At 69.4% G+C, this 21,829-nt stretch carries 20 protein-coding genes; 2 read left to right on the top strand and 18 right to left on the bottom strand.

Translation table 11 applies throughout. The features are described from left to right. Positions 1–5: 5 nt before the first annotated feature. The 16 genes from FQ142_RS08900 to FQ142_RS08825 form a co-directional block, all read right to left on the bottom strand. Entirely contained in the window at positions 6–596 is a 591-nt protein-coding gene (locus FQ142_RS08900; RefSeq protein ID WP_149423022.1) for a hypothetical protein, read from the bottom strand. Next, positions 593–2,170: a Rieske 2Fe-2S domain-containing protein gene (locus tag FQ142_RS08895; RefSeq protein ID WP_149423021.1), complete on the bottom strand. Its 1,578-nt coding sequence runs from the start codon at positions 2,168–2,170 to the stop codon at positions 593–595. Before FQ142_RS08895 ends, FQ142_RS08900 begins: the two co-directional genes overlap by 4 nt. Before the next feature lie 75 nt (positions 2,171–2,245). Beyond that, complete coding sequence (locus FQ142_RS08890; protein WP_262492108.1) at positions 2,246–5,539, bottom strand: DEAD/DEAH box helicase; 3,294 nt, start codon at positions 5,537–5,539, stop codon at positions 2,246–2,248. Positions 5,540–5,595: 56 nt separating this feature from the next. After that, positions 5,596–6,006, bottom strand: coding sequence for a transcription antitermination factor NusB (gene nusB / locus FQ142_RS08885; RefSeq protein ID WP_045255089.1), 411 nt, complete (start codon positions 6,004–6,006; stop codon positions 5,596–5,598). A 3-nt stretch (positions 6,007–6,009) separates the two neighbouring features. Beyond that, the gene (gene efp, locus FQ142_RS08880) at positions 6,010–6,570 is read right to left on the bottom strand and encodes an elongation factor P (RefSeq protein WP_045255088.1); all 561 of its coding nucleotides are present in this window, start codon (positions 6,568–6,570) and stop codon (positions 6,010–6,012) included. A gap of 72 nt (positions 6,571–6,642) precedes the next feature. Next, positions 6,643–7,080, bottom strand: a complete 438-nt coding sequence (gene aroQ, locus FQ142_RS08875; RefSeq protein WP_056417611.1) for a type II 3-dehydroquinate dehydratase — start codon at positions 7,078–7,080, stop codon at positions 6,643–6,645. After that, positions 7,077–8,165 carry a 3-dehydroquinate synthase gene (gene aroB, locus FQ142_RS08870; protein ID WP_149423020.1) on the bottom strand — a complete coding sequence of 363 codons (1,089 nt, stop codon included), beginning with the start codon at positions 8,163–8,165 and terminating at the stop codon, positions 7,077–7,079. The genes aroQ and aroB overlap by 4 nt, the downstream gene beginning before the upstream one ends. Beyond that, a complete protein-coding gene (locus FQ142_RS08865) occupies positions 8,162–8,686 on the bottom strand; it encodes a shikimate kinase (RefSeq protein WP_149423019.1) in 525 nt (174 codons plus the stop codon). Before FQ142_RS08865 ends, aroB begins: the two co-directional genes overlap by 4 nt. Then, on the bottom strand, positions 8,670–9,899 hold the full coding sequence (gene aroC / locus FQ142_RS08860) for a chorismate synthase (protein WP_149423018.1): 1,230 nt from the start codon (positions 9,897–9,899) through the stop codon (positions 8,670–8,672). The genes FQ142_RS08865 and aroC overlap by 17 nt, the downstream gene beginning before the upstream one ends. 48 nt (positions 9,900–9,947) lie before the next feature. Further along, positions 9,948–10,802 (bottom strand): shikimate dehydrogenase, encoded by an 855-nt coding sequence (locus FQ142_RS08855; RefSeq protein ID WP_316502251.1) that lies wholly within the window; start codon positions 10,800–10,802, stop codon positions 9,948–9,950. Then, positions 10,763–12,334 carry an endolytic transglycosylase MltG gene (gene mltG / locus FQ142_RS08850; RefSeq protein WP_149423017.1) on the bottom strand — a complete coding sequence of 524 codons (1,572 nt, stop codon included), beginning with the start codon at positions 12,332–12,334 and terminating at the stop codon, positions 10,763–10,765. The genes FQ142_RS08855 and mltG overlap by 40 nt, the downstream gene beginning before the upstream one ends. Before the next feature lie 2 nt (positions 12,335–12,336). Next, entirely contained in the window at positions 12,337–12,810 is a 474-nt protein-coding gene (gene ruvX, locus FQ142_RS08845; protein WP_149423016.1) for a Holliday junction resolvase RuvX, read from the bottom strand. Continuing rightward, complete coding sequence (gene alaS / locus FQ142_RS08840) at positions 12,807–15,467, bottom strand: alanine--tRNA ligase (RefSeq protein ID WP_149423015.1); 2,661 nt, start codon at positions 15,465–15,467, stop codon at positions 12,807–12,809. The genes ruvX and alaS overlap by 4 nt, the downstream gene beginning before the upstream one ends. A gap of 75 nt (positions 15,468–15,542) precedes the next feature. Beyond that, positions 15,543–15,731, bottom strand: a complete 189-nt coding sequence (locus FQ142_RS08835) for a hypothetical protein (RefSeq protein ID WP_056417638.1) — start codon at positions 15,729–15,731, stop codon at positions 15,543–15,545. A 106-nt stretch (positions 15,732–15,837) separates the two neighbouring features. Then, complete coding sequence (rpsD, locus tag FQ142_RS08830; protein ID WP_052677824.1) at positions 15,838–16,467, bottom strand: 30S ribosomal protein S4; 630 nt, start codon at positions 16,465–16,467, stop codon at positions 15,838–15,840. Between the two features lie 161 nt (positions 16,468–16,628). Further along, the gene (locus tag FQ142_RS08825) at positions 16,629–17,957 is read right to left on the bottom strand and encodes a replication-associated recombination protein A (RefSeq protein ID WP_082069018.1); all 1,329 of its coding nucleotides are present in this window, start codon (positions 17,955–17,957) and stop codon (positions 16,629–16,631) included. Positions 17,958–18,085: 128 nt separating this feature from the next. Between FQ142_RS08825 and FQ142_RS08820 the strand changes: the two genes are divergently transcribed. Next, positions 18,086–18,394, top strand: coding sequence for a hypothetical protein (locus FQ142_RS08820; protein WP_149423014.1), 309 nt, complete (start codon positions 18,086–18,088; stop codon positions 18,392–18,394). Positions 18,395–18,456: 62 nt separating this feature from the next. Here FQ142_RS08820 and FQ142_RS08815 read toward each other — a convergent pair whose 3' ends face one another. Both FQ142_RS08815 and FQ142_RS08810 read right to left on the bottom strand, forming a co-directional pair. After that, positions 18,457–19,581, bottom strand: coding sequence for a uroporphyrinogen-III synthase (locus FQ142_RS08815; RefSeq protein WP_188042356.1), 1,125 nt, complete (start codon positions 19,579–19,581; stop codon positions 18,457–18,459). Then, on the bottom strand, positions 19,578–20,624 hold the full coding sequence (locus tag FQ142_RS08810) for an FAD-dependent oxidoreductase (RefSeq protein ID WP_149423012.1): 1,047 nt from the start codon (positions 20,622–20,624) through the stop codon (positions 19,578–19,580). Before FQ142_RS08810 ends, FQ142_RS08815 begins: the two co-directional genes overlap by 4 nt. 254 nt (positions 20,625–20,878) lie before the next feature. Here FQ142_RS08810 and FQ142_RS08805 point away from each other — a divergent pair, with 254 nt between their 5' ends. After that, complete coding sequence (locus FQ142_RS08805; RefSeq protein WP_149423011.1) at positions 20,879–21,802, top strand: formate/nitrite transporter family protein; 924 nt, start codon at positions 20,879–20,881, stop codon at positions 21,800–21,802. Positions 21,803–21,829 lie beyond the last annotated feature (27 nt).

The following is a 21,829-nucleotide window of genomic DNA, read 5'->3' as shown; positions in this document are numbered from 1 at the left end:
TGACCTCAGCGCCACCCCAGCACCTCGCGGACGACCGCCTGCGAGGCCGGCGATCCGTCGTCGGGAAGCGCGCGCAGGGACTCGTGGGAGAGCATGGCGCCCTCTGCCCCCGCCGCGGCGGTGATGCCCTCGAGCGCTCTCGCGATGCGCGGACCCGCCGCCCACGAGTAGTCGGAGTCACCGCGGCGCGAGGCGTGCGGGAACACCACGAGCTCGGCCACTCCCTTGGCGACATGACGCGAGGCGACGACCACCAGTGTCGGCGGGATGACGTGCTGCAGCGCCCGCGGCAACGGGATCGGCAGGTCGTCGAGGAACAGGCTCCTCCAGATGCCGCGGCGCGAGCCCTCTTCGTCACCGATCTCCAGAGCCGCCGCACTCCACTCCGACCCCTGCGAATCGAGCGTGTGAGCGAACCCGTCGGCGCGACGCTCGAATCCTTCGGCCTCCAGGAACTCGGTGGCTATGGAGACGAGTCGGGAGGCGTCCGAGCGGACGATCCAGCGCGCTCCGCGCAGCGTGCCCCGCCGACCCAGCCGCGAGGTGCGCGCGCGACGCCCGGAGCCGTCACGGTGTGCGGTGCGCACCACCGTCACCCGGCCTCACTGAGCACGGCGTCGGTGACCTCGTCGATCTTGGTGGAGCGGATCGGGTGCCCGCTGGTCGACAGGCAGCGACCGGTGTTCAGGTCCCACTTCCAGTCGTGCATGCTGCAGGTGAGGATCCCGTCGTCGTCGACCTTGCCGGTCTTCGTCAGGTCCGCACGCAGATGCGGGCACCGGCGCTGCACGACCCAGTCGCCGATCTCGGCGTCCTCGGTCTGGTCGGTCTGCTCCTGGTACCAGTTCTCGACGTACTCGATGCGGTCGACCGAGAGGCACTTGAGGAACGTCGTGAGGAACTCGTTGAACTTGCCGCTGCGCCCGACCTGGAACTGCATCGACAGGAAGATCGAGTTCGACCAGTCGATCTCGTGGTCGCGGATGTTGGTCGACACGAGATCGGCGGGGATCGTGTACCAGTAGATGCACTCCTCGCCCGCGTACTCACGGACCTTGGCCCGGGGGAAGTCGACGACCATGTCGAGCTCGCCGATCCGGAACCGTACGGCGCCGCCGACGCCGAGACGGATGGTGCGCGACTTCTTCAGCAGCGGCTCCCACCAGCCCTTGAGCGCCTCGAGCATCTCGGCCGGCGGGATGATCTCGGCTCGCGAGGCCTCCTCGTCGCGGATCTCCTGCTGACGGGTCGCGCGCTGCTCCTCGAGGTAGTTCCACTTCTCGTCGAAGATGTGCGAGAGCTCCTGGTCGGTGTACAGCGTCTGCTCGGTGGCGACCTCTCCCCCGGCGACGGTGACCACCGTGCCCGGCACGAACAGGTGGCCGTCGTACTGGGGCGACAGCTCCTTCATGTGCGCGAGGAACTGCTTCTGGTCGGTGAAGATCGACTCTCCGTTGCGTCCGAGGCCGTTGAAGTCGAAGAGGTCGTCGCGGAGGAACATGGGGGGTCCCGCCATCGGGAACACGTGCGGGGCGTCGACCTTGTCGATGTAGTACATCGCGCGCTTGTTCTGCGCATCGCGCTTGAGCTTCGCGAAGTTCTGCTTCGCGTCGAGCGGCAGGTCGTAGACCATCGGCCACCAGATGGCGCCCGAGACCTGCGTGAAGTACGCGTCGGGCTTGCCGAAGTGCAGCAGGGTGTCGAGGTCGAGCGGGTGCGAGTCGTTCTGATTGAGCACCGACCCCGTCCCGTCGTCGACGCTGAGCGACGAGTCGCCGATCGGGCCGTCGCTCGGGGCGCGCAGCGGGGTGATCATGATCTTCAGGTCGCCCCGCTCGATGATCTGCCCGGCCGGGGCATGCGTGATGTTCGTGTAGCCGAGCGCCCTAATGTCCTGCTCGAGATCGTCGATCGGGTACTCGGGAAGCAGCACCTCGATGTCCTTGCGGATGTAGCGCTCGAGCAGCGCAGGGTCGAAGTGGTCGCGGTGCCGGTGCGAGATGTAGAGGAAGTCCGCGTCACGGCCGAACCGCTCCCAGTCGAGGCCGCGATTGTCGGGGAAGGGGAACCAGGAGCCGAAGAACGAGGGGCCGAGGACCGGGTCGCAGATGATGTTCCCGCCCACCGTCTCGATGAACATCCCGGCGTGGCCGAGTCCCGTGATCCGCATGCATTCCTCCTGAAGTCCGACGTTCGATTCTACCGGCGGGGTCCTGGGCGGACGCGGTGACCCGGCCGGGAGAAATCAGTTGTCGTCGAACAGGCCCTTGATGTCGTCCGACGTGAGCGACTGGGCGAACAGCTCATCGTCGTCCATCACCGCGGTGAACAGCCGGGCCTTGCGGCGCTGCAGCTCGAGCACCTTCTCCTCGATCGTGCCCGTCGCGATCATCCGGTACACGAACACCTGGCTCGTCTGTCCGATCCGGTGCGTGCGGTCGATGGCCTGCTCCTCCGCCGCGGGATTCCACCAGGGGTCGAGCAGGAAGACGTAGTCGGCCTCCGTCAGGGTCAGACCGAACCCGCCGGCCTTGAGGCTGATGAGGAACACCGGCTGCTGACCAGCCTTGAATCCGTCGATCACCCGCTCGCGGTGCCTGGTCGATCCGTCGAGGTGTGCGTAGGGGATGCCGGCCTCCTCGAGTCTCGCGGCGGCGAGATCGAGGAAGGAGGTGAACTGGCTGAACACCAGCGCGCGATGCCCCTCGGCCTGCAGTTCGCGCACCCGTTCGAGCAGGGTGTCGAGCTTGCTCGATCCGATCTCGGCATGGGCCTCGTCGATCAGCGCGGGCGCGAGACTCAGCATCCGCAGCAGCGTGAGCGAGCGGAACACGATGAAGCGATGGCGATCGAGGTCGTCGAGCAGACCGAGCACCTTCTGGCGTTCCCTCTGCAGCACGACGTCGTAGAGGGCGCGGTGATCGGGACTCAACTCGACCTCGAGCAGCTGTTCCTGCTTGGCGGGGAGGTCGGGCGCCACCAGCTCCTTCGTGCGGCGCAGCATGAGCGGTCGCACACGTCGGCGCAGTTGGGCGAGGCGGTGGGCGCGATACTCCCCGCCCTCAGCGTTCTCGGGAACCTTGCCCTTCTCGATCGGCTGGATGTAGCGGTCCTTGAATTTGCGCGCAGAGGGGAACAGACCGGGCGCGGCGAGCTTGAGCAGCGACCAGAGCTCCGAGAGGCTGTTCTCCATCGGCGTGCCGGTGACCGCGTACGTCACCTCCGCCGAGAACGATGAGATCGCGCGGTGCAGCCTGGTCTTCGGATTCTTGACGAACTGGGCCTCGTCGAGGATGAGCGCAGCCCATCCGATCGAGCGGAACTCCTCCTCGTCGAGCCGCGCGACCGTGTACGAGCTCACCACCAGGTCGGCGGATGCCGCCGCGGCCCGAAGCACCCCCGCGCGCTTGCCGCTGGTGCTGTCGACCACCACGACGCGCAACCCCGGGGTGAAGCGGGCGGCCTCCGAGCGCCAGGTCCCCAGCACCGAGGTCGGGGCGAGCACCAGGAACGGCCGTGTCTCACCCTGCTCCCGCGTGTGCTGGATGAAGGTCAGCAGCTGGAGGGTCTTGCCCAGCCCCATGTCGTCGGCGAGGATCCCGCCGAGCCGATGGCGCCAGAGGAAGGCGAGCCAGTCGAAGCCGGACTTCTGATACGGCCGCAGCTCGGCGACCAGACCGGCGGGCACGGCCGTCTCGGGCACGCCCGTGGCCTGGCGGAGCCCATCGGCCGTGGCGCGCCAGCTCACCGCCGGCTCGGCCTCGTCGGCGAGATCCTCGAACTCCTCCCAGAGATCGATCTGATAGCGACTGATCCGCGGGCCCGTCTCCCACTCGTCGAGCTCGCCCGCCTCCTCGATCAGATCGCGGAGGCGATCGAGCGCAGGATGGCTGAGCGAGAAGTACCCGCCGTCGGAGAGCAGCAGCTTCTTGCGCCCCCGGCTCAGCGCCGTGAACAGCGGGCCGAAGGGGATGCGTCTGCCATCGATCGTCACCAGGATGCCGAGGTCGAACCAGTCGGAATCGGTCGTCTCGACGGTCGTGACCTTGACCTGCGGGTCGCCCGTCAGCTCGCGGTACTCCTTGCGCGTGCCCTTCGAGGTGACCGAGACGCCGATCGCCTCGAGAGCGGGCACGCACTCCGCGACGAAGGCGGCCGCATCGATGTCGTGCAGCGATCCGGCGGGACGGAAGTTCGTGGTGCGGAACTCCTGCCAGACGCTCTCGATGCCCGCGCGGAGCGCGGACTCGGCCTCGGCATCGCGCACGCCCGCACCGTTCCAGGCGAAGGGCACGCGGCCGAAGCGGCCGTACGACCACTCGAACGAGTAGTCGACCACGTCGCCACGTTCGTAGGTGAGCGTCAGCGCGGGCTCCGGCGCCGGCACCTCGGGAAGGGAGAGGTCGCCCGCCGCCCGCACCGCGCTGCGGCGCGCGAGAAGCGGATAGGCGTCGCTGAGGAACGCCTGCTCGTCGGCCGCCGGCACGACGATGGGCGCCGGTGTCGCGAGCAGCGCCCTGGTCTGCTCGCTGAGTGCGGTCTCGGCGAGCACGATCTCGATCCGAGCGCCGACCAAGCGAGCCGTGTACAGCCCCGTGCGTCCGATCGGGTGCGACGCCCCCGCCGGGATCTCGACGTCGTCGACCCGCACCTCGGCGGCCACGGTCAGAGCGCCGTCGTCGCCACGGGTGATCCGCGCCGAGACGTCGGCGGATGTCGCCATCCGCACGGAGGTGCTCTTCTGACTCGCCACCAGCGGGATGCCGACGTCGGCACCCGAGCGCAGCTGGCCCCACAGCAGCGGGGACTCGACCTGGTCGAGCACCAGCCACTCCCCGGCGTTCCCGGAGAGGAGCGAATCACGGGAGATGCTGAGCAGGTCGCTGAACCAGCGGTTCTGCTCGCGCCCGAACTGCGCGGCGTCGCGACGAACGGCGTCCCACCCTGCGCCGCCCTGGATCCACGACCCTGTCTGGGCGCTGCGCATGAGCGGTCGGATCGCCAGGAGCAGTTCACCCTCCTGGCGTGCGAGGTCCCGCGGCACGGCCGCGCGCACGGGCCTCGGGCCCCAGTGGTTCTCTGCCCGGGACTCGCGGTGGCGCAGCTCGACTCCCAGCGCCAGCTGCTGCGGCAGCCGTTCGACCGAGGCGCCGAGCAGACTGCGCCACGAGGCGGGAGCCGCTGCACGCGGGGGTGTCACCGGTGTCGGGCTCGGCACCTGCAGCGCGGCGGACTGCTGGGAGTACTCGTGCACGTTCGACGCGAGCACGGTCGCGACGACGTGCTTGCATCCGGTGCGCACCGGGCACGTGCACCGTGTCGTGCGCATGCGTCGGGTGCCGTTCGACGAGCCGAACGCGATCCCGGTCACGTACTGCGCGTCACCGCTGCCCTGCACGTGCCCCTCGAGCTCGAGCAGTTCCTCATGCCACACGACATCGAGCACGTTGCCGGCGCGGAAGTACGCGAGACCGCGCTGGTAACCGCCGACGTCCGTGATGTGCATGAGATCACGCAGATCGACGTGTGGCGCGGACATGGTCCCATCCTTCCCGCGACCCCCGACATCGGGGATGCCGCGGTGGCCGTCGGTGCTCAGGCGGCGCGGAAGACGCGTGCGAGCACGCCGTGCACGAATGCGCCGGAATCGTCAGTCGAGAACTCCTTGGCCAGTTCCACGGCCTCGTCGATCGCCACCGCTGTGGGCACCTGGTCGTTGAAGAGGATCTCCCAGACGCCGATGCGCAGCAGGGCGCGATCGACCGCGGGCATCCGCTCCAGCTTCCAGTCGCGGCTGTGAGTCGTGATCTGCTCGTCGATCTCGTCACCGTGATCGATGATGCCGTCGACGATCTCACGGGCGTAAAGCCAGGACGCCTCGCGAGCGGGTTCGCTCGCCGCGCGTCGTGCCTCGGCGGCCAGAGTGACCGAGAGCTCGTCGCCGCGGACATCGGCGGAGAAGAGGATGTCGAGCGCGCGCTTGCGCGCCTTCGTGCGTGCGCTCACGCCTTACTTCTCGCGACCGAGGTAGTCGCTGGTGCGCGTGTCGACCTTGACCTTGGTGCCGGCCTCGACGAACAGCGGGACCTGGATCTCGTATCCGGTCTCGAGCGTGGCGGGCTTGGTGCCGGCCGACGAGCGGTCGCCCTGCAGGCCCGGCTCCGTGTAGGTGATCTCGAGCACGACGGATGCCGGCAGGTCGATGTACAGCGGGTTGCCGTTGTTCAGTGCGATCGTGACCTGCTGGTTCTCGAGCAGGAAGTTCTTCGCGTCGCCGACCGTGGCGGCCGGAACGGTGATCTGGTCGAAGTCGCTCTGGTCCATGAAGACGTACCCGTCGCCGTCAGTGTACAGGTACGTGAAGTCACGACGGTCGACGTTCTCGATCTCGATCTTCGCGCCGGCGTTGTAGGTGCGATCGACGACCTTGCCCGAGACGACGTTCTTCAGCTTGGTGCGGACGAACGCACCGCCCTTGCCCGGCTTGACGTGCTGGAACTCGATGACGCTCCAGAGCTGCCCATCGATGCTGAGGACGACGCCGTTCTTGATGTCTGCGGTAGATGCCATGCGCTGGGCTTTCCGTTTCTCGAGTCTGGGGGCCGCTCACATCCGGATGGACGGGTGGGCCGACAGTCGATTCTACGGGATGAGCGCCGCGAGCTGCCGCACCGCGCTCGCGTACCCTCCGACGCCTTCGCCGATCACCCGCACCGCGGCCACGTCGTGCAGGTACGAATGGTGTCGGAACTCCTCGCGGGCGTAGACGTCGGAGATGTGCACCTCGGCGAACGGCAGAGCGACGCCCGTGAGCGCATCGCGCAGCGACACCGAGGTGTGCGTGAGCCCTCCGGGATTGATGACGATCGCCGCGCAGTCCGCGCGAGCCGCGTGGATGGCGTCGATCAGCACGCCCTCGTGGTTGCTCTGCACCGCGCGCAGCTCGAAGCCCTCGGCGGCGGCGGCATCGGCCGTCAGCTGCTCGACGTCGTCCAGCGTCGCGGTGCCGTAGACCTCGGGCTCACGACTGCCCAGCAGGTTGAGATTCGGCCCGTTGACCAGCAGCATCCGCCTGGTCATTCGCCGATCTCCTGATATGCGGCGAACAGCAGCGACTCGTCGGGCGCCTGCAGCACCGTGGGCTTGGCGATGTCGTCGAGCAGGATGAACCGCAGCATGCCGCCACGGCTCTTCTTGTCGCGCTGCATGGTCGCCAGCAGCTGCGGCCAGGCGCCGGCGCGGTAGCCGGTGGGCAGCCCGAGGGAGTCCAGGATCGTGCGGTGCCGTTCGGCTGCGGAGTCCGAGAGGCGCCCGGCGAGACGCGACAGCTCCGCCGCGTAGAGCATGCCGATCGAGACCGCCGCACCATGGCGCCAGCGGTAGCGCTCGGCGTGCTCGATGGCGTGGCCGAGCGTGTGTCCGTAGTTGAGGATCTCGCGCTGACCGGCCTCGCGGAAGTCGTCGGAGACGACCTTGGCCTTCATGTCGATCGCGAGCTCCACGGCACGACGGAACTCCGGTGTGGTCGTGTCGACGGCGCGCGCCGGGTCCGCCTCGACGATGTCGAGGATCTCCGGCGCCCAGATGAACCCCGCCTTCACCACCTCCGCGAACCCCGCGGTCGCCTCGTTCGGGCTGAGGCTCGCCAGCTCGTCGAGGTCGCCGATCACCGCACGCGGCGCCCAGAAGGCGCCGACGAGGTTCTTGCCCTCGGCGGTGTTGATCCCGGTCTTGCCCCCCACCGATGCGTCGACGAGTCCCAGCACCGTGGTGGGCACCTGCACGAGCTGCACGCCGCGCAGCCAGGTCGCCGCGACGAAGCCGGCGAGATCCGTGACCGCGCCCCCGCCGTACCCCACGACGGCGTCCGAGCGGGTGAAGTCCGCCTGCCCCATGACCTGCCAGCAGAAGGCGGCGACCTCGATGCGCTTGCCCTGCTCGGCATCGGGCACCTCGGCGAGCAGCACCTCGCGGGGGCCGTTCTCGGTGTCGGCGAGCAGACGGTCGCGCAGCTCCGCGGCCCTGGCGGCCAGGGTCGGCGGGTGCACGACGAGGACCTTGCGCACCCCCGGGTCCAGCGCTGCGGAGACGCGGTCGAGGATCCCCCGTCCGATCGCGATGTCGTACGGGCTCTCCCCCGTCACGCTGATGGTCGTCGTCGTCATCTCAGTTCTCTCCTCCATGCCGCGATGTCCGCGGCGATGCGATGCATGGGGCGGCGCGACGTGTCGAACGTCACGGACGCCACCTCGTCGTACCAGCTCCGTCGTTCTTCGAAGATCTGCGTCCAGCGACCGACGGGGTCGTCGCCCTCCAGCAGCGGTCGGCCTCCGCTGCGGATCCGGTCCGCCACCGCCTCCGGCGTCACCGTGAGGAACACGACGGGCCGCTCACGGAGCAGCGCTCGCGTGCCGGCATCCGTCACCGCGCCGCCGCCGAGCGAGATCACGCCGCCGGCGGGCGCGTCGAGAGCCGCCTCGACCTCGGCCCGCTCCAGAGCGCGGAAGTGGTCCTCGCCGTGATCGGCGAAGATCGCCGGGATGGGTCCGTGCGCCAACGCGACGCGCTTGTCGGTGTCGACGAAGGGCACCGACAGGGTGCGCGCGACGCGACGACCGACACTGGTCTTGCCGGCGGCCATCGGGCCGACCAGCACCAGCGTCAGCGGGTCAGCCGCGCTCGTCATGGGCGATGAGCGCCGCCTCGGATGCGGGCGTGGTGCGCAGTTCCGCCGGGATCCCCTCGAGGTACCCCTCGAGGTTGCGGCGGGTCTCGCGGATGCTGTCGCCGCCGAACTTCTCGAGCACGGCGTTGGCGAGCTCCACCGCGACCATCGCCTCGGCGACGACGCCGGCCGCGGGCACCGCACACACGTCGGAGCGCTGGTGGTGTGCGGTGGCGTCCTCGCCCGACGCGACGTCGATCGTGCGCAGCGCGTGCGGCACCGTGGCGATCGGCTTCATGCCCGCGCGCACCCGCAGCACGGTGCCGGTGGACATGCCGCCCTCGGTGCCGCCGGCGCGATCTGAGCCGCGGGAGATGCCGTCGACGGTCGCGAACAGCTCATCGTGCGCGGCGGACCCGCGACGACGCGTGGTCTCGAAGCCGTCGCCGACCTCGACGCCCTTGATCGCCTGGATGCTCATCAGGGCCTGGGCGAGACGCGCATCGAGACGGCGGTCCCAGTGCACGTGCGATCCGAGTCCCGGGGGCAGGCCGTAGGCGAGCACCTCGACGATGCCGCCGAGTGTGTCGCCGTCCTTCTTCGCGTCATCGACCTCGGCGACCATCAGCGCGGAGGTCGCGGCGTCGAAGCAGCGCAGCGGATCCGCGTCTAGCGCATCGACGTCGTCGGGCGTGGGCAGCGCAGATCCCTCGGGCACCCGGACCGGGCCGATCGAGAGGGTGTGGCTGACGAGCCTGATGCCGAGCTCACCGAGGAACGAGCGTGCGATCGCACCGAGCGCGACGCGTGCGGCGGTCTCGCGCGCACTCGCCCGCTCGAGGATCGGGCGCGCCTCGTCGAAGTCGTACTTCTGCATGCCGACGAGGTCGGCGTGCCCGGGGCGGGGGCGCGTCAGCGGTGCGCCGCGACCACGGGACCTGTCGGTGAGCTCGACGGGCTCGGGGTTCATGACCTCGATCCACTTCGGCCACTCGGTGTTGCCGATGCGCAGGGCGATGGGGCTGCCGAGGCTCTTCCCGTGCCGCACGCCGCCGGAGAGCGTCAGCTCGTCCTGTTCGAACTTCATCCGCGAGCCGCGACCGTAGCCGAGCTTGCGACGCGCCAGGTCGGCCTGGATCGCCTCGGAGGAGACGGGGACGCCCGAGGGCAGTCCCTCCATGACGGCAATGAGTTCTGGACCGTGCGATTCGCCGGCCGTGAGCACGCGGAGCATTGCTCCAGTCTCCCACGCGTTTCGCCTCGGTTCGCGCCGCGTGTCGTCCTAGGGTCGCAGAGCAGCCCGCATGGCATCGATGACCGCCGTCTCCGACGGCAGTGCGATGTGCTGATCACCGTGGTGGAAGAGACGGATCTGGCGCACGGCCTGGTGCAGCAGCATCCCCTCGCCGGAGATCGTCGGACCCCCGGTCCATGCGGACGCGAGCGCGGACGGCCACGGCGCGTACGCGACGTCGAAGAGCGCGCCTCCGGTGTCGCCCAGCCTCGCCGTCGTGTCGTCGTCGAGCGCGGCGCCGCCGGGCAGGGTCGCCAGCGTGAGATCGACCGAAGGCGCGGCGTCGTCGAAGCCGGCGTCGGTCACTGTGACCTCCAGGCGCTCACCGAGCGCGACCAGGTCGGCCGCACGCGAGGGCCGACGGGCCCGCACCTCGATGGTCCGCGCACCGGCCTCGACGAGCGCCACCAGCGCCGAGGCGGCCGTCGCGCCCGCCCCGAGGATGCGCACGCGGTCGAGGCCGTGCAGTCGCTGCTCTCCGAGCGCATCGACGATCCCGCCGACGTCGGTGTTGAATCCGCGGCGAGATCCGTCCAGCAGGAGGGTGTTGACGGCACCGGTCAGCTGGGCCGCCCGATCCAGCACCTGCGCCGCGCGATGGGCCTGCTCCTTGAGCGGCATCGTCAGCGAGAGCCCGAGCCAGGAGCCGTCGAGGGAATCCAGGGCACCCGGGAATCCGTGCTCGTCGACGCGACGCCTCGTGTACTCCCAGTCGAGACCGAGCACCGCATAGGCCGCCGCGTGCAGCTGGGGCGACCGCGAATGCGCGATCGGGTCTCCCCAGACCGCGAGGTGCCGCCGGGTCATCCGGCCGAGCACCCGCCGTCGGGGTTCTCCTGGCACCACTGCTCCCACTTCGCCACGCCCTGCAGGTGCTCCTCGTACGTCTCCGAGAACTGCGTCTCACCGGTGGCGAGGTTGATCGTGACGAAGTACAGCCACGGGCCGTCCTCCGGATTCATGGCCGCCTTGATCGCGGCGTCGCTGGGACTCGCGATCGGAGTGACCGGCAGCCCCGTGTGCACGTAGGTGTTCCAGTCGTTGGGGTCCTCGAGGGCCTCCGCCGAGCTCGAGACCACTCCCTCGTGCAGGGAGCCGTAGCCGTACTGCGCCGTGGAGTCCATCTGGAGCTTCATGTCGATGTCGAGACGGTTCTGGATGACCCTCGACACCTTCGCGAAGTCCGCCGTCCGGCCCTCGCGCTGGATGATCGACGCGATGGTCAGGATGCGCTCCGCATCCTCGGCGGGGACGCCCGCCGCGTTCAGCGATTCGTTCGTGCGATCGACCATGCGCTGGATGACCTGGGTCGCCGTGGCATCGGGGTCGAACGTGTACACGGCGGGGAACAGCCAGCCCTCGAGGCTCGGCGCGTTGACGCCGTACGTCGCCGGGTCGGCATCGACAGCGGCCTGCAGCTCCTCGATCGGCATGCCGAGCGACTCGGCCATGCCCGGCAGCGAGGACTCGATCGTCGCTCCCTCGCCGATGCTGGCCGAATGCTCGAGCTTGTTGTCGGGATTCTGGATGGCCTCCAGCGCGGCCGCGGCCGTCATCTTCTCCTGCAGCCGGTAGATGCCCGGGTAGAACGTGACCGCGACGTTCTCCGTGACGAGGTAGTCGTAGAAGACCTCGTCGGTGCGCGTGACGCCGGCCTCGTAGAGCGCGGTGGAGACGGGAGCCCCGGTATCGCCCTCCTTGATGGTGACGAGCACCTCGCCGGTGGCCTGACCGGCCTCCCAGTCCGCGGGCTCGCCCCAGCCGAGGGCGTCGCTGATCTTGTCACCGAACGTGTTCCATGCCCAGACACCGCCGCCGACGATGCCGCCGAGAACTGCCAGAACGATGATCAGTGCGATGAGGCAGCCCTTGCGACGCTTCTTCTTCGGTGGGCGGCTGCCGCCGTCATCCTCCGGAGGCGCGTGGAACAGGTCTTCGAGGCGCGCGCCGGGCACGGCCGCAGCGGTGACCGTCGCGGTGGCACCGGGCGTGCCCTCACTGGTCGACGGGGCGGACGAGGGCGCACCCTCGCCGTCGGCCAGCACTGCATCGGCGGACGCGTCACGCACGGAATCGCGCGCCGCCGGGGCACCGGCCGATGTGTCTTCCGTCGCCACGGAACCGCCCGAGACCGGGAACGCTCGCGTGGCGGTGTCTTCGCCGGATGGCACGCTCTCCGACTCACGCGCCGAGTCGTCGGCCGGGAGGGTCGCGCCGTTCGTGGCCGCTTCGCGCGCTGCTCTGCGGGAGCCAGGGGGCGGCGGCGTGTTGTCGACCGTCGGGATCTGCGGTGTCGGGTCGGGAAGGTTCTCGAACAGGTCGCCCAGCCGGGCGTCCGGATCGTGCTGGGGGGAAGCACTCTCGCGTTCGGGCATGTTCAGGGGGACTCCTCGTCGAGCGGAATCGTGGCTCCGGGCGGGTTACCGGTGCTCTTCTCCGTGTCGATCGCCTGCTGCAGCAGGACCACAGCGGCGACCTGATCCACAATGCTACGAGAGTTCTTCTGTGTTCTGCCCGAAGATCTCAGCGCGGCGTGTGCGGTGACGGTGCTCAGACGCTCATCGACCAGCCGCGCCGGCACTCCCGTCCGCGCCTGCAGGGCAGCGGCGAATTCGCGCGAATCCGTCGTCGATGCCGTGTCGTCGCCCCGGAGATTCACCGGAAGACCCACCACGAACTCCAGCGGGTCGTACTCCTGAGCGATGACGGCGATCCGCTCGATGGCCGCGTCGTCGCGACGCACGGTCTCGACGGGGACGGCGAGCATGCCGTCCGGATCGCACCGTGCGACCCCGACACGGGCGCGTCCCACATCGATCCCGAGCCGCGCGCCGCGGCGGAAGCCGCTCACGCTGTCTGCAGCTCCTGTGCGATGGCGTCCAGCGCCGCAGGCAGAGCTGCGGCATCCGTTCCACCGCCCTGGGCGACGTCGTCACGACCGCCGCCTCCGCCACCGAGCACCGAGGCCGCACGCTTCGCGAGCGCACCGGCCTTCGCACCGGCCGCGCGCGCGGCGTCGTTGGTGGCGACGACCACCACAGGCCGGCCGTTCACCACGGCACCGAGGGCGACGACCGACGGCTCGGAGCCGAGCCGCTCGCGCACGCCGAGCACCAGTTCGCGCACATCGTCGGCCGAGTCGACCTCGCCGAGCGACTGCGCGGCCAGACGGAACGAACCCGCACGGGAGGCGGCGTCGGCGATGGCAGGAACCCGGCCGGCACGCTCCTTCGACTCGAACTGCGCGATGCGCTTCTCCGCGGCCTTCAGGCTCGCCGAGAGATCGGCGATGCGGTCGGCGAGCTGGTCGCGCGGGGTCTTGAGCGAGCTGGTGAGCTGCGACACGAGCGCGCGCTCGGCTGCGAGCTCGCGGAACGCGTCCTGACCGACCAGTGCCTCGATACGGCGGTTGGAGGCGCCCACCGAGGATTCACCGACGACGCTGACGAGACCGATCTCGGCGCTGGTGCCGACGTGGGTGCCCGCGCAGAGCTCTCGCGACCACGGACCGCCGATGTCGACCATGCGCACGACGTCGCCGTACTTCTCGCCGAACAGCGCCATGGCGCCGGCCTCCTTCGCCTCATCGAGCGTGAGGATCCGGGTCGTGACCTCGAGGGCGTCGTTGACGGCCCTGTTCGTGATCTCCTCGATCTCGGTGCGGGTCGCGGTCGACAGCGCCTGCGACCACGAGAAGTCGAAGCGCATGTATCCGGCGCGGTTGAGCGAACCCGACTGCGTGGCGGTCGGGCCGAGCGTGTCGCGCAGCGCCGCGTGCACCAGGTGCGTCGCGGAGTGCGCCTGGCGCGCGGCGCGACGGTTCGCCGCGTCGACGATCGTCGTGGCGGCGTCGTCGATCGAGACGACGCCGCGGGTCACCTCGACCGTGTGGCTGATCAGCCCCGGCACCGGTCGCTGCACGTCGAGCACCTCGAGCTCGTACCCGGGACCGACGATGACGCCCTTGTCGGCGACCTGTCCACCGGATTCGGCGTAGAGGGTGGTCTCCGCGAGAACGACCTCGGCGATCTGACCCTCCGAGGCGGTGCGAGCGGTCTGGCCGTCGATGAGGATCCCGAGGATCCGCGAATCGACCTCGAGCTCGGAGTAGCCGTCGAAGCCGGTCTCCCCCAGCGCACGCAGTTCGCGGTAGACCGAGACGTCGGCGAACTGACGCTTGCGATTGCGGGCGTCGGCCTTGGCGCGTGACCGCTGCTCCTGCATCAGGGTGTCGAATGCCGCTCGATCGACGTCGAGGCCGGCCTCCTCGGCCACCTCGAGGGTCAGATCGATCGGGAAGCCGTACGTGTCGTGCAGGAGGAACGCCTCGGGGCCGCTGAGGGTCACCCCACCGCCCTTCTTCGTCTCGTCGAGCGCCAGGTCGAGGATGGTCGAGCCGGCAGCGAGCGTGCGACGGAACGTCTCCTCCTCGGCGAAAGCGGAGGAGGACAGGGTCGCCCACTCCTTCTCGAGCACAGGGTAGGTGGTCTTCATCGCATCACGGGACGCGGCGAAGAGCTCGGGGAAGGCCGGCTCGTCGACGCCGAGCAGGCGCATCGACCGCACGGTGCGGCGCATGAGACGGCGCAGGATGTACCCGCGTCCCTCGTTCGAGGGGCGCACGCCGTCGGACAGCAGCATGAGCGACGAGCGCACGTGGTCTGCGACCACGCGGAAACGCACGTCGTCCTCGTGCACGGCGCCATAGCGGCGCCCCGAGAGCTCCACGGCGCGATCGAGGACCGGACGCACCTGATCGGTCTCGTACATGTTCTCGACGCCCTGCTTGAGGAACGCGACGCGCTCGAGCCCCATGCCGGTGTCGATGTTCTTCATCGGCAGTTCGCCGACGATGTCGAACTCGGTCTTGCCGCGGATGTTCTCGATGAAGTCCTGCATGAACACGAGGTTCCAGATCTCCAGGAATCTCGAGTCGTCGACGGCCGGACCGCCGTCCTTGCCGTATGCGGGACCGCGGTCGAAGAAGATCTCCGAGTCGGGACCGCCGGGGCCGGGCTGCCCGGTGTTCCAGTAGTTGTCGGCGCGTCCGAGACGCTGGATGCGCTCGGGCTTCAGCCCGATGACGTCGCGCCAGATGGACTCCGCCTCGTCGTCGGTCTCGTAGACCGTGACCCAGAGGTCCTTCTCATCGAACGCGAAGCCCCCGTCGGCCTCCGAGCTCGTCAGCAGCTCCCACGCGTAGCGGATCGCACCCTCTTTGAAGTAGTCGCCGAACGACCAGTTGCCCAGCATCTGGAAGAACGTCCCGTGCCGAGCCGTCCGTCCCACCTCTTCGATGTCGTTCGTGCGGATGCACTTCTGCAGATCGGCGATGCGCGGGTGCGGAGCGGGGACCACCCCGGTGAGGTACGGGATCATCGGGACCATGCCGGCGACCGTGAAGAGCAGAGACGGGTCGTCGCTGACCAACGAGGCCGAAGGGACGATGAGGTGGTCGTTCTTCTCGAAGAAATCGAGATAGCGCTGCGCGATCTCCGCAGTGTTCATAGCTGTGCCGGGTGTCCTTGCGTGCGGGGGTGGAGGAGCGGGTCCGGTGGAGCCGCGTCCGAGGGGCTGCGGAGGTCAGTCCGTCGCAGGATCCGTGAGGCGCGCCCGCTCTTCGCGGTAGGCCTCGCCGATGATCCCGGTGAACTCGTTGAATCGAGCGTCGACCTCGGCGAGGATGTCGCGACCTCGCGGGTCTTTGTTCGTGAAGTGCGCCGCGACGAAGCCGCCGATCACACCGATCAGGAACCACAGCACTTTCTTCATGTCGCCATCCTTGCCCTCGACCCGCGGAGGCGGGTGCAACCATCGTATGCGGAAACGACAGAAGGCGTCGGGTGAGACCCGACGCCTTCTGCGGAACTGAGAGAACTCAGCGAGCTGCGTAGTACTCGACGACGAGCTGCACTTCACAGGTCACGGGGACCTCGGCGCGCTTCGGACGACGGACCAGGCGAGCCTGGAGCTTGTCGAGCTCGACCTCGAGGTAGCCCGGAACGGGAGGCAGGACCTCGGCGTGACCGCCGGCGGCTGCGACCTGGAAGGGCTCGGTGCCCTCGCTCTTGGCCTTGACGTGGATGAGCTGACCCGGCTTCACGCGGAACGACGGGCGGTCGACGAGCTGGCCGTCGACCAGGATGTGACGGTGCACGACGAGCTGGCGAGCCTGCGCGGTGGTGCGGGCGAAGCCCGAACGCACGACGAGAGCGTCGAGACGCATCTCGAGCAGCTCGACCAGGTTCTCACCGGTCAGGCCGTCCTGACGACGAGCCTCGTTGAACGTGTTGCGCATCTGCTTCTCGCGGATGCCGTACTGCTCGCGAAGACGCTGCTTCTCACGCAGACGGACGGCGTAGTCGCTGTCGGCCTTGCGCTTGGTGCGACCGTGCTCGCCGGGAGCGTAGGGACGCTTCTCGAGGTAGCGGGCGGCCTTCGGGGTGAGCGGGATGCCGAGTGCGCGGCTGAGGCGCACCTTGCGGCGGTCCTGGGACTTCGTGGTCACGAAGCTATCCTTCCGATGACGCGGTCGCGTCTTTCGCGACTCGCGGACGTATCACCCGCGTTCTGCCTCGGGGCGCACGCCGGGGCGCCATCGAGGTGGGGTGTGAACGAGGAGATGCCCGAAAACTGTGTTTCGAGCCGATCCAGTCTAACAGATCGTCGTCATCGTCCGTCGAGGATGCGGCGGATGCGCTCGAGACGTGCCGAGATGTCGCGCTCGGCCCCCAGGTTCTTCGGCTCGTAATACCTCTTGCCCTGCAGCTCGTCCGGCAGGTACTGCTGCGGGAGGATGCCGAATTCGCTGTCGTGCGGATACACGTAGCCGCGCCCGTGACCGAGGCGCCGCGCGCCCGGGTAGTGCGCGTCACGGAGATGCAGCGGCACCCGTCCGAAGCCGCCGGAGCGGATGTCGGCGATCGCCGCGTCGATGCCGACGTAGGCGGCGTTCGACTTCGCAGTGGTCGCCAGATACACCGTGGCCTCTGCGAGCGGGATCCGCCCCTCCGGCATGCCGATGAAGGCGACCGCATCCGCCGCCGCGACCGCGATCGTGAGCGCCTGCGGATCGGCCAGCCCCACGTCTTCCGACGCCGAGATCACCAGACGCCGAGCGATGAACCGCGGGTCCTCCCCCGCCTCGATCATCCGGGCGAGGTAGTGCAGAGCCGCGTCGGGGTCGGAGCCGCGGATCGACTTGATGAAGGCGCTGATGACGTCGTAGTGCTCGTCGCCCTGGCGGTCGTATCGCAGCAGCGCCTTGTCGACGGCCTGGGCGACGTCGTCGGCCGTGGCTGCGGGGACCACGCCGTCTTCACCGTTCGAGAGGGCGACGGCGGCCGCCGCCTCGAGACCGGTGAGTGCGCGGCGTGCATCGCCGGATGCGAGGCGGATGAGCGCGGCACGCGCGTCGTCGGCCAGGGTCACCGCACCGTTCAGGCCGCGCGCATCGGTCACCGCGCGGTCGACGAGGAGTCCGATGTCGTCATCGGTGAGGGGCTGCAGCGTCAGCAGCAGCGATCGCGAGAGCAGCGGCGAGATCACCGAGAACGACGGGTTCTCGGTGGTGGCCGCGATCAGCAGCACCCAGCCGTTCTCGACGCCGGGCAGGAGCGCGTCCTGCTGGGCCTTGGTGAATCGGTGGATCTCGTCGAGGAACAGGATGGTGGTCTGCCCGTACAGGTCACGCTGCGTGATCGCCTCCTGCATCACCTCGCGGACGTCCTTGACCCCCGCGGTGATCGCCGACAGCTCGACGAAGCGTCGACCCGAGGAGCGGGCGATCGCCTGCGCCAGCGTGGTCTTGCCCGTGCCGGGAGGACCCCACAGGATGATCGAGACCGCACCGGGAGAGGTCGCCGCGGGATCGGCGAGAGCGACGATGGGTGAGCCCGCCCGCAGCAGGTGCTTCTGCCCCGCGACCTCGTCGAGCGAGACGGGACGCATGCGCACGGCGAGGGGCGTCTGCCCGGAGAGCAGTGCGGCGGAGGTCATCTTCCCAGGCTAACGCGGGGCGGGGACACCGAGGACATGATCGGGGCGACGATGCCGCGCCGGTAGGCTCTCAGGCGACGGTGCACATCACGTCCATGTGCACGGCACGTCCATCAAGGGAGTACGCAATGGCCGGACGCGGCAAGAGCACGCGGCAGTCGCGGACCGAATCGGAGCGCGCACGCCTCCACGCGGCCCGCAGGGCCTGGCACGACGGCCGCATCCGTCGTCGCACCAGGGACAACGCGGTCGCCGTGGTCGTCGGTGTGCTGGTCGTCGCAGGAGCGATCGCCAGCCAGGTCGTCCACGCGCAGGTGAATCCGCCGGCCCCCTCGCCCTCCCCCACGGTCTCCCCCGCCGAGACGCCGCTGCCCGGCGATCCCCTCGTCCCCGAGGATGCGCCGACGGACGCTCCGTCGGACGCTCCCGTCGAGTGACCACACGCGCCCGCTGACCGTGGGCGCCGCGGCCGTCACCGCGTGGTGACGCGCACCACGGCTCAGTCCTCGACGACCGCGAGCCGGTATCCGCGTTTGACCACGGTGTGGATGAGTTCGCTCCCGCCCAGAGCCACGCGGAGTCTCGCGACGGCGGCTTCGACCGCGTGTGCGCTGCGCTCGGCGCCCAGCACGGCGCTGAGCTGCGCGCGGGACAGCACCCGACCGCCCGCGGCGGCCAGAGCATCGAGCAGCGCGGCGGACGAGCGTGACAGCGGAATGAACCGGCCGTCGACGAGCACGCCTCCGCTGCGCACCTGCACCCGACCCGCGTCCGTGAGCAGCGACGGTGCCCGCCCGTCGTCGAAGTGCGCGAGCACGGCATTCGCGAGCGATCCGTCCGGACCGCCCAGATCGATCGAGGGCTCGAGGTCGGCGTCGTTCAGCAGTGCCGTGGTCGCCTGACCCGCGGAGGCCAGCAGCAGCCGCCCCGTCTCGGACCGTCGCCGCACGCGGTCGAGGGTCTCCGACACCTCCGCGATCGCGAGCCAGGCCGCAGCGGCGGAGGCGGAGGTGAACACCACGGCATCCGCGTCGCCGTTCGCCGCCTGCAGCACCGTTCTGCGCATCGTCTCCGATCGCGGCGATGCCTCCCAGCGACGCGCGACCACGCCCCGCACCTCGGCGCCAGCCTCGCGCAGCATCGACTCGAGTCCGTCGTCACGGTCGCCGTGATGCTGGACGACGATGCGAGTGCCGCGCACATCTGCGACCCGCAGATGCGCGCCGACCTCGGCGGTCGTCCCCGTCTCGGCGACCCAGTCCGCGACGAGTCCCGTCCGAAAGATCGCCGCCTGTGCTCTCGGGCCCGTCGCCACGAGCCGCGCCCGGCGCAGCGCGTCCTGGAACGGAGCCGAGCGTCCCTGTTCTCGCGCGACATCGACCCAGTCGCGGAATCCCGAGCCGGTCGTCACCACCACGGCGTCGGGAGGCTCGGCGATCACCAGCTCGGTCACGCTGCGGAGCTCGGCGCGGTCCTGCCGGTCATCGAGCCGCGGCACCGGAGTCCGGTGGACCACGGCGCCCCGGCGCTCCAGAGCATCCGCGACCTCGACGGAGCGCCGGTCCGCGACGACGATGATGGTGCAGCCGGCCAGCGCGGACTCCAGCGGCCGCGCCGTGCTCATCCGACCCCCTCCGCGATGCGGGTCCATGCGGGCCGCAGCATGCCGGACTCGGCGAGTTCTCCGATCACGATCACCGCGGTGCTCTCCTCCCCTGCCGCGGGGCCGCCGTGACCGGTCGTCCGGGTACTCGGGAATGACCCGTCGAACGGACGGTCGAAACCGGGGAAGGCGGCGTGGCCCCCCAGGATGCGCGTCGCCGCGACCTCGGCCATCGCGTACCCTGGCGCGACCCTCGCGACGCAGCGGCCCTCGAAATGGGCGACCTCGCCGATCGCGAGGATGTGCGGATCGGAGGTGGTGCAGCGGTCGTCGATCACCACGCCTCCGCGCTCGGCGACCTGCAGGTTCGCATTGCGGGCCAGCTCGTCACGAGGTCTCGGGTGCGCGGAGAGCACGACGAGATCGACGGCTTCGGTCTCCCCGTCGTCGAATCGCAGAGCGGCGACCGCACCGGACTCCTCGGGGACGAGACGTGAGACGCGTGTCTCGGAGTGCTCCACCCGCGTCGAGGCGACGCCCTGCAGCGCCGCGACGATCTCCGCGCCCTGCGACCCCGACCCGATCACCGCCGCACGCAGGCGGCGCCCCAGCGCCCGCCGTCGGTGTGCGGCGAACCGCGCGAGAGCCTCGACGTCGTCGAGGGTCCGGTCGGAGAAGCATCCCGGCAGATCCGCGCCCTCGATCGCGAGCCTCGGCGCGTACGACCCGGTGGCGAGCACCAGGGTGTCGTAGGGCACGACGACGCGAGACCGGGTCATCACGGTGCGCGCGGCCCGATCGATCCGCAGAGCGCGGTCGTCGGCCAGGAACCGCACACGGAAGTCGTCGAACACCGAGCGATCCAGCTCGAGATCGCCCGCGGCGCCTCCGGCCGCGATCCCCGCGAGGGCGATGCGGTCGTACGGCCGACGCCCCTCGTCGCCGATCACCGTCACGTGCAGCGGTGTCTGCGCACGGCTGAGCAGACTCTCGACGAAGCGGTGCGCCACCATGCCCGCGCCGACCACCACGACCTCGGCAGGAGTGACGATGGTGTCGTACATACTGCTCCGTTCGATGGATCCTTGCTGGCGACGATAGGAGGCCGGTGTTTCTCGAATGTGACGGGCGATGTTTCCTGCGTCGAACGTTCTCCTCACAGATCGGTAACGATCTCACTCTGCGCGGTTCTCACACTGCTGACGCCGCGAAGTGAGCTGTTCGCTCCACAGACGTAACGTCGCACGTCGTCGCTCGAAACGCCGCTCGTCCATGCTCGATCCAGCTGAGCATCCCGCTCTCGTCCCGTGGAGGTCATGTGTCGTACATCAAGCCCGCCGAGCTCGCCACCCGAATGGTCGACGCCGGTGCATACAAACTGCAGCTGTCCACCCGCGATACGCTCATCCGCGCGTTCATGGGAGCGGCTCTGCTCACGATCGCCGCCGCGTTCGCGGTGACGGTGTCGACGCAGACCGGTCAGCCGCTCCTCGGCGCCGTCCTGTTCCCGGTGGGCTTCGTGATGCTCTACCTGCTCGGGTACGACCTGCTGACCGGGGTGTTCACTCTCGGTCCGCTCGCGGTACTCGACCGCCGTTCCGGCGCGACGTTCGGATCGTTGATGCGCAACTGGGGACTCGTCTTCCTCGGCAACTTCGGCGGTGCCTTCCTGGTGGCGATCCTCATGGCCGTCTACTTCACATACGGCTTTTCGACCGCGCCCAGCGCAGTCGGCGAGGCGATCAGTGAGATCGGACACGGTCGGACGGTCGGCTATGCCGATCACGGTGCGGCCGGCATGCTGACGTTGTTCATCCGTGGTGTCCTGTGCAACTGGATGGTGTCGACGGGCGTCGTGTTGGCGATGGTGTCGGACAGCACGATCGGGAAGATCGTCGCGATGTGGCTCCCGATCATGCTGTTCTTCTACATGGGGTTCGAGCATTCGATCGTGAACATGTTCCTGTTCCCGTCCGGACTTCTGATGGGCGCCGACTTCACCGTCTGGGACTACCTGGTCTGGAACGAGCTGCCGACGGTCGTCGGAAACCTCGTCGGCGGTCTCCTCTTCGTCGGGCTGCCCATCTACTTCACCCACGGGCGCCCGAAGGCTCGCGTCGCCCGCGACGCGCGTGCGATGCGACGACGAGCGCGTCTCGTCACCACCGCTGCGTCGACATCCGGCGCCTCGGTGGCCGATCGGGAGACGACCGCTGCCGAGCTCGAGCCGACACGGGTCTGAGTCGCAGCACGGGGGCGGATGCGTCGG

It is taken from the genome of Microbacterium sp. ANT_H45B, from assembly GCF_008369345.1.
Lineage (GTDB): Bacteria > Actinomycetota > Actinomycetes > Actinomycetales > Microbacteriaceae > Microbacterium.
This window is presented reverse-complemented; position numbering and strand designations above follow the sequence as displayed.

Excerpts from the sequence above, each read along its gene's own strand:
- alaS (WP_149423015.1), bottom strand. The coding sequence starts at position 15,467 with ATGAACACTGCGGAGATCGCGCAGCGCTATCTCGATTTCTTCGAGAAG.
- FQ142_RS08895 (WP_149423021.1), bottom strand. The coding sequence starts at position 2,170 with ATGCGGATCACGGGACTCGGCCACGCCGGGATGTTCATCGAGACGGTG.
- FQ142_RS08825 (WP_082069018.1), bottom strand. The coding sequence starts at position 17,957 with ATGACCTCCGCCGCACTGCTCTCCGGGCAGACGCCCCTCGCCGTGCGC.
- FQ142_RS08835 (WP_056417638.1), bottom strand. The coding sequence starts at position 15,731 with ATGAAGAAAGTGCTGTGGTTCCTGATCGGTGTGATCGGCGGCTTCGTC.
- FQ142_RS08865 (WP_149423019.1), bottom strand. The coding sequence starts at position 8,686 with ATGACGAGCGCGGCTGACCCGCTGACGCTGGTGCTGGTCGGCCCGATG.
- FQ142_RS08890 (WP_262492108.1), bottom strand. The coding sequence starts at position 5,539 with ATGTCCGCGCCACACGTCGATCTGCGTGATCTCATGCACATCACGGAC.
- mltG (WP_149423017.1), bottom strand. The coding sequence starts at position 12,334 with ATGCCCGAACGCGAGAGTGCTTCCCCCCAGCACGATCCGGACGCCCGG.
- FQ142_RS08810 (WP_149423012.1), bottom strand. The coding sequence starts at position 20,624 with ATGTACGACACCATCGTCACTCCTGCCGAGGTCGTGGTGGTCGGCGCG.
- aroC (WP_149423018.1), bottom strand. The coding sequence starts at position 9,899 with ATGCTCCGCGTGCTCACGGCCGGCGAATCGCACGGTCCAGAACTCATT.
- FQ142_RS08820 (WP_149423014.1), top strand. The coding sequence starts at position 18,086 with ATGGCCGGACGCGGCAAGAGCACGCGGCAGTCGCGGACCGAATCGGAG.
- efp (WP_045255088.1), bottom strand. The coding sequence starts at position 6,570 with ATGGCATCTACCGCAGACATCAAGAACGGCGTCGTCCTCAGCATCGAT.
- aroQ (WP_056417611.1), bottom strand. The coding sequence starts at position 7,080 with ATGACCAGGCGGATGCTGCTGGTCAACGGGCCGAATCTCAACCTGCTG.
- FQ142_RS08815 (WP_188042356.1), bottom strand. The coding sequence starts at position 19,581 with ATGAGCACGGCGCGGCCGCTGGAGTCCGCGCTGGCCGGCTGCACCATC.
- aroB (WP_149423020.1), bottom strand. The coding sequence starts at position 8,165 with ATGACGACGACGACCATCAGCGTGACGGGGGAGAGCCCGTACGACATC.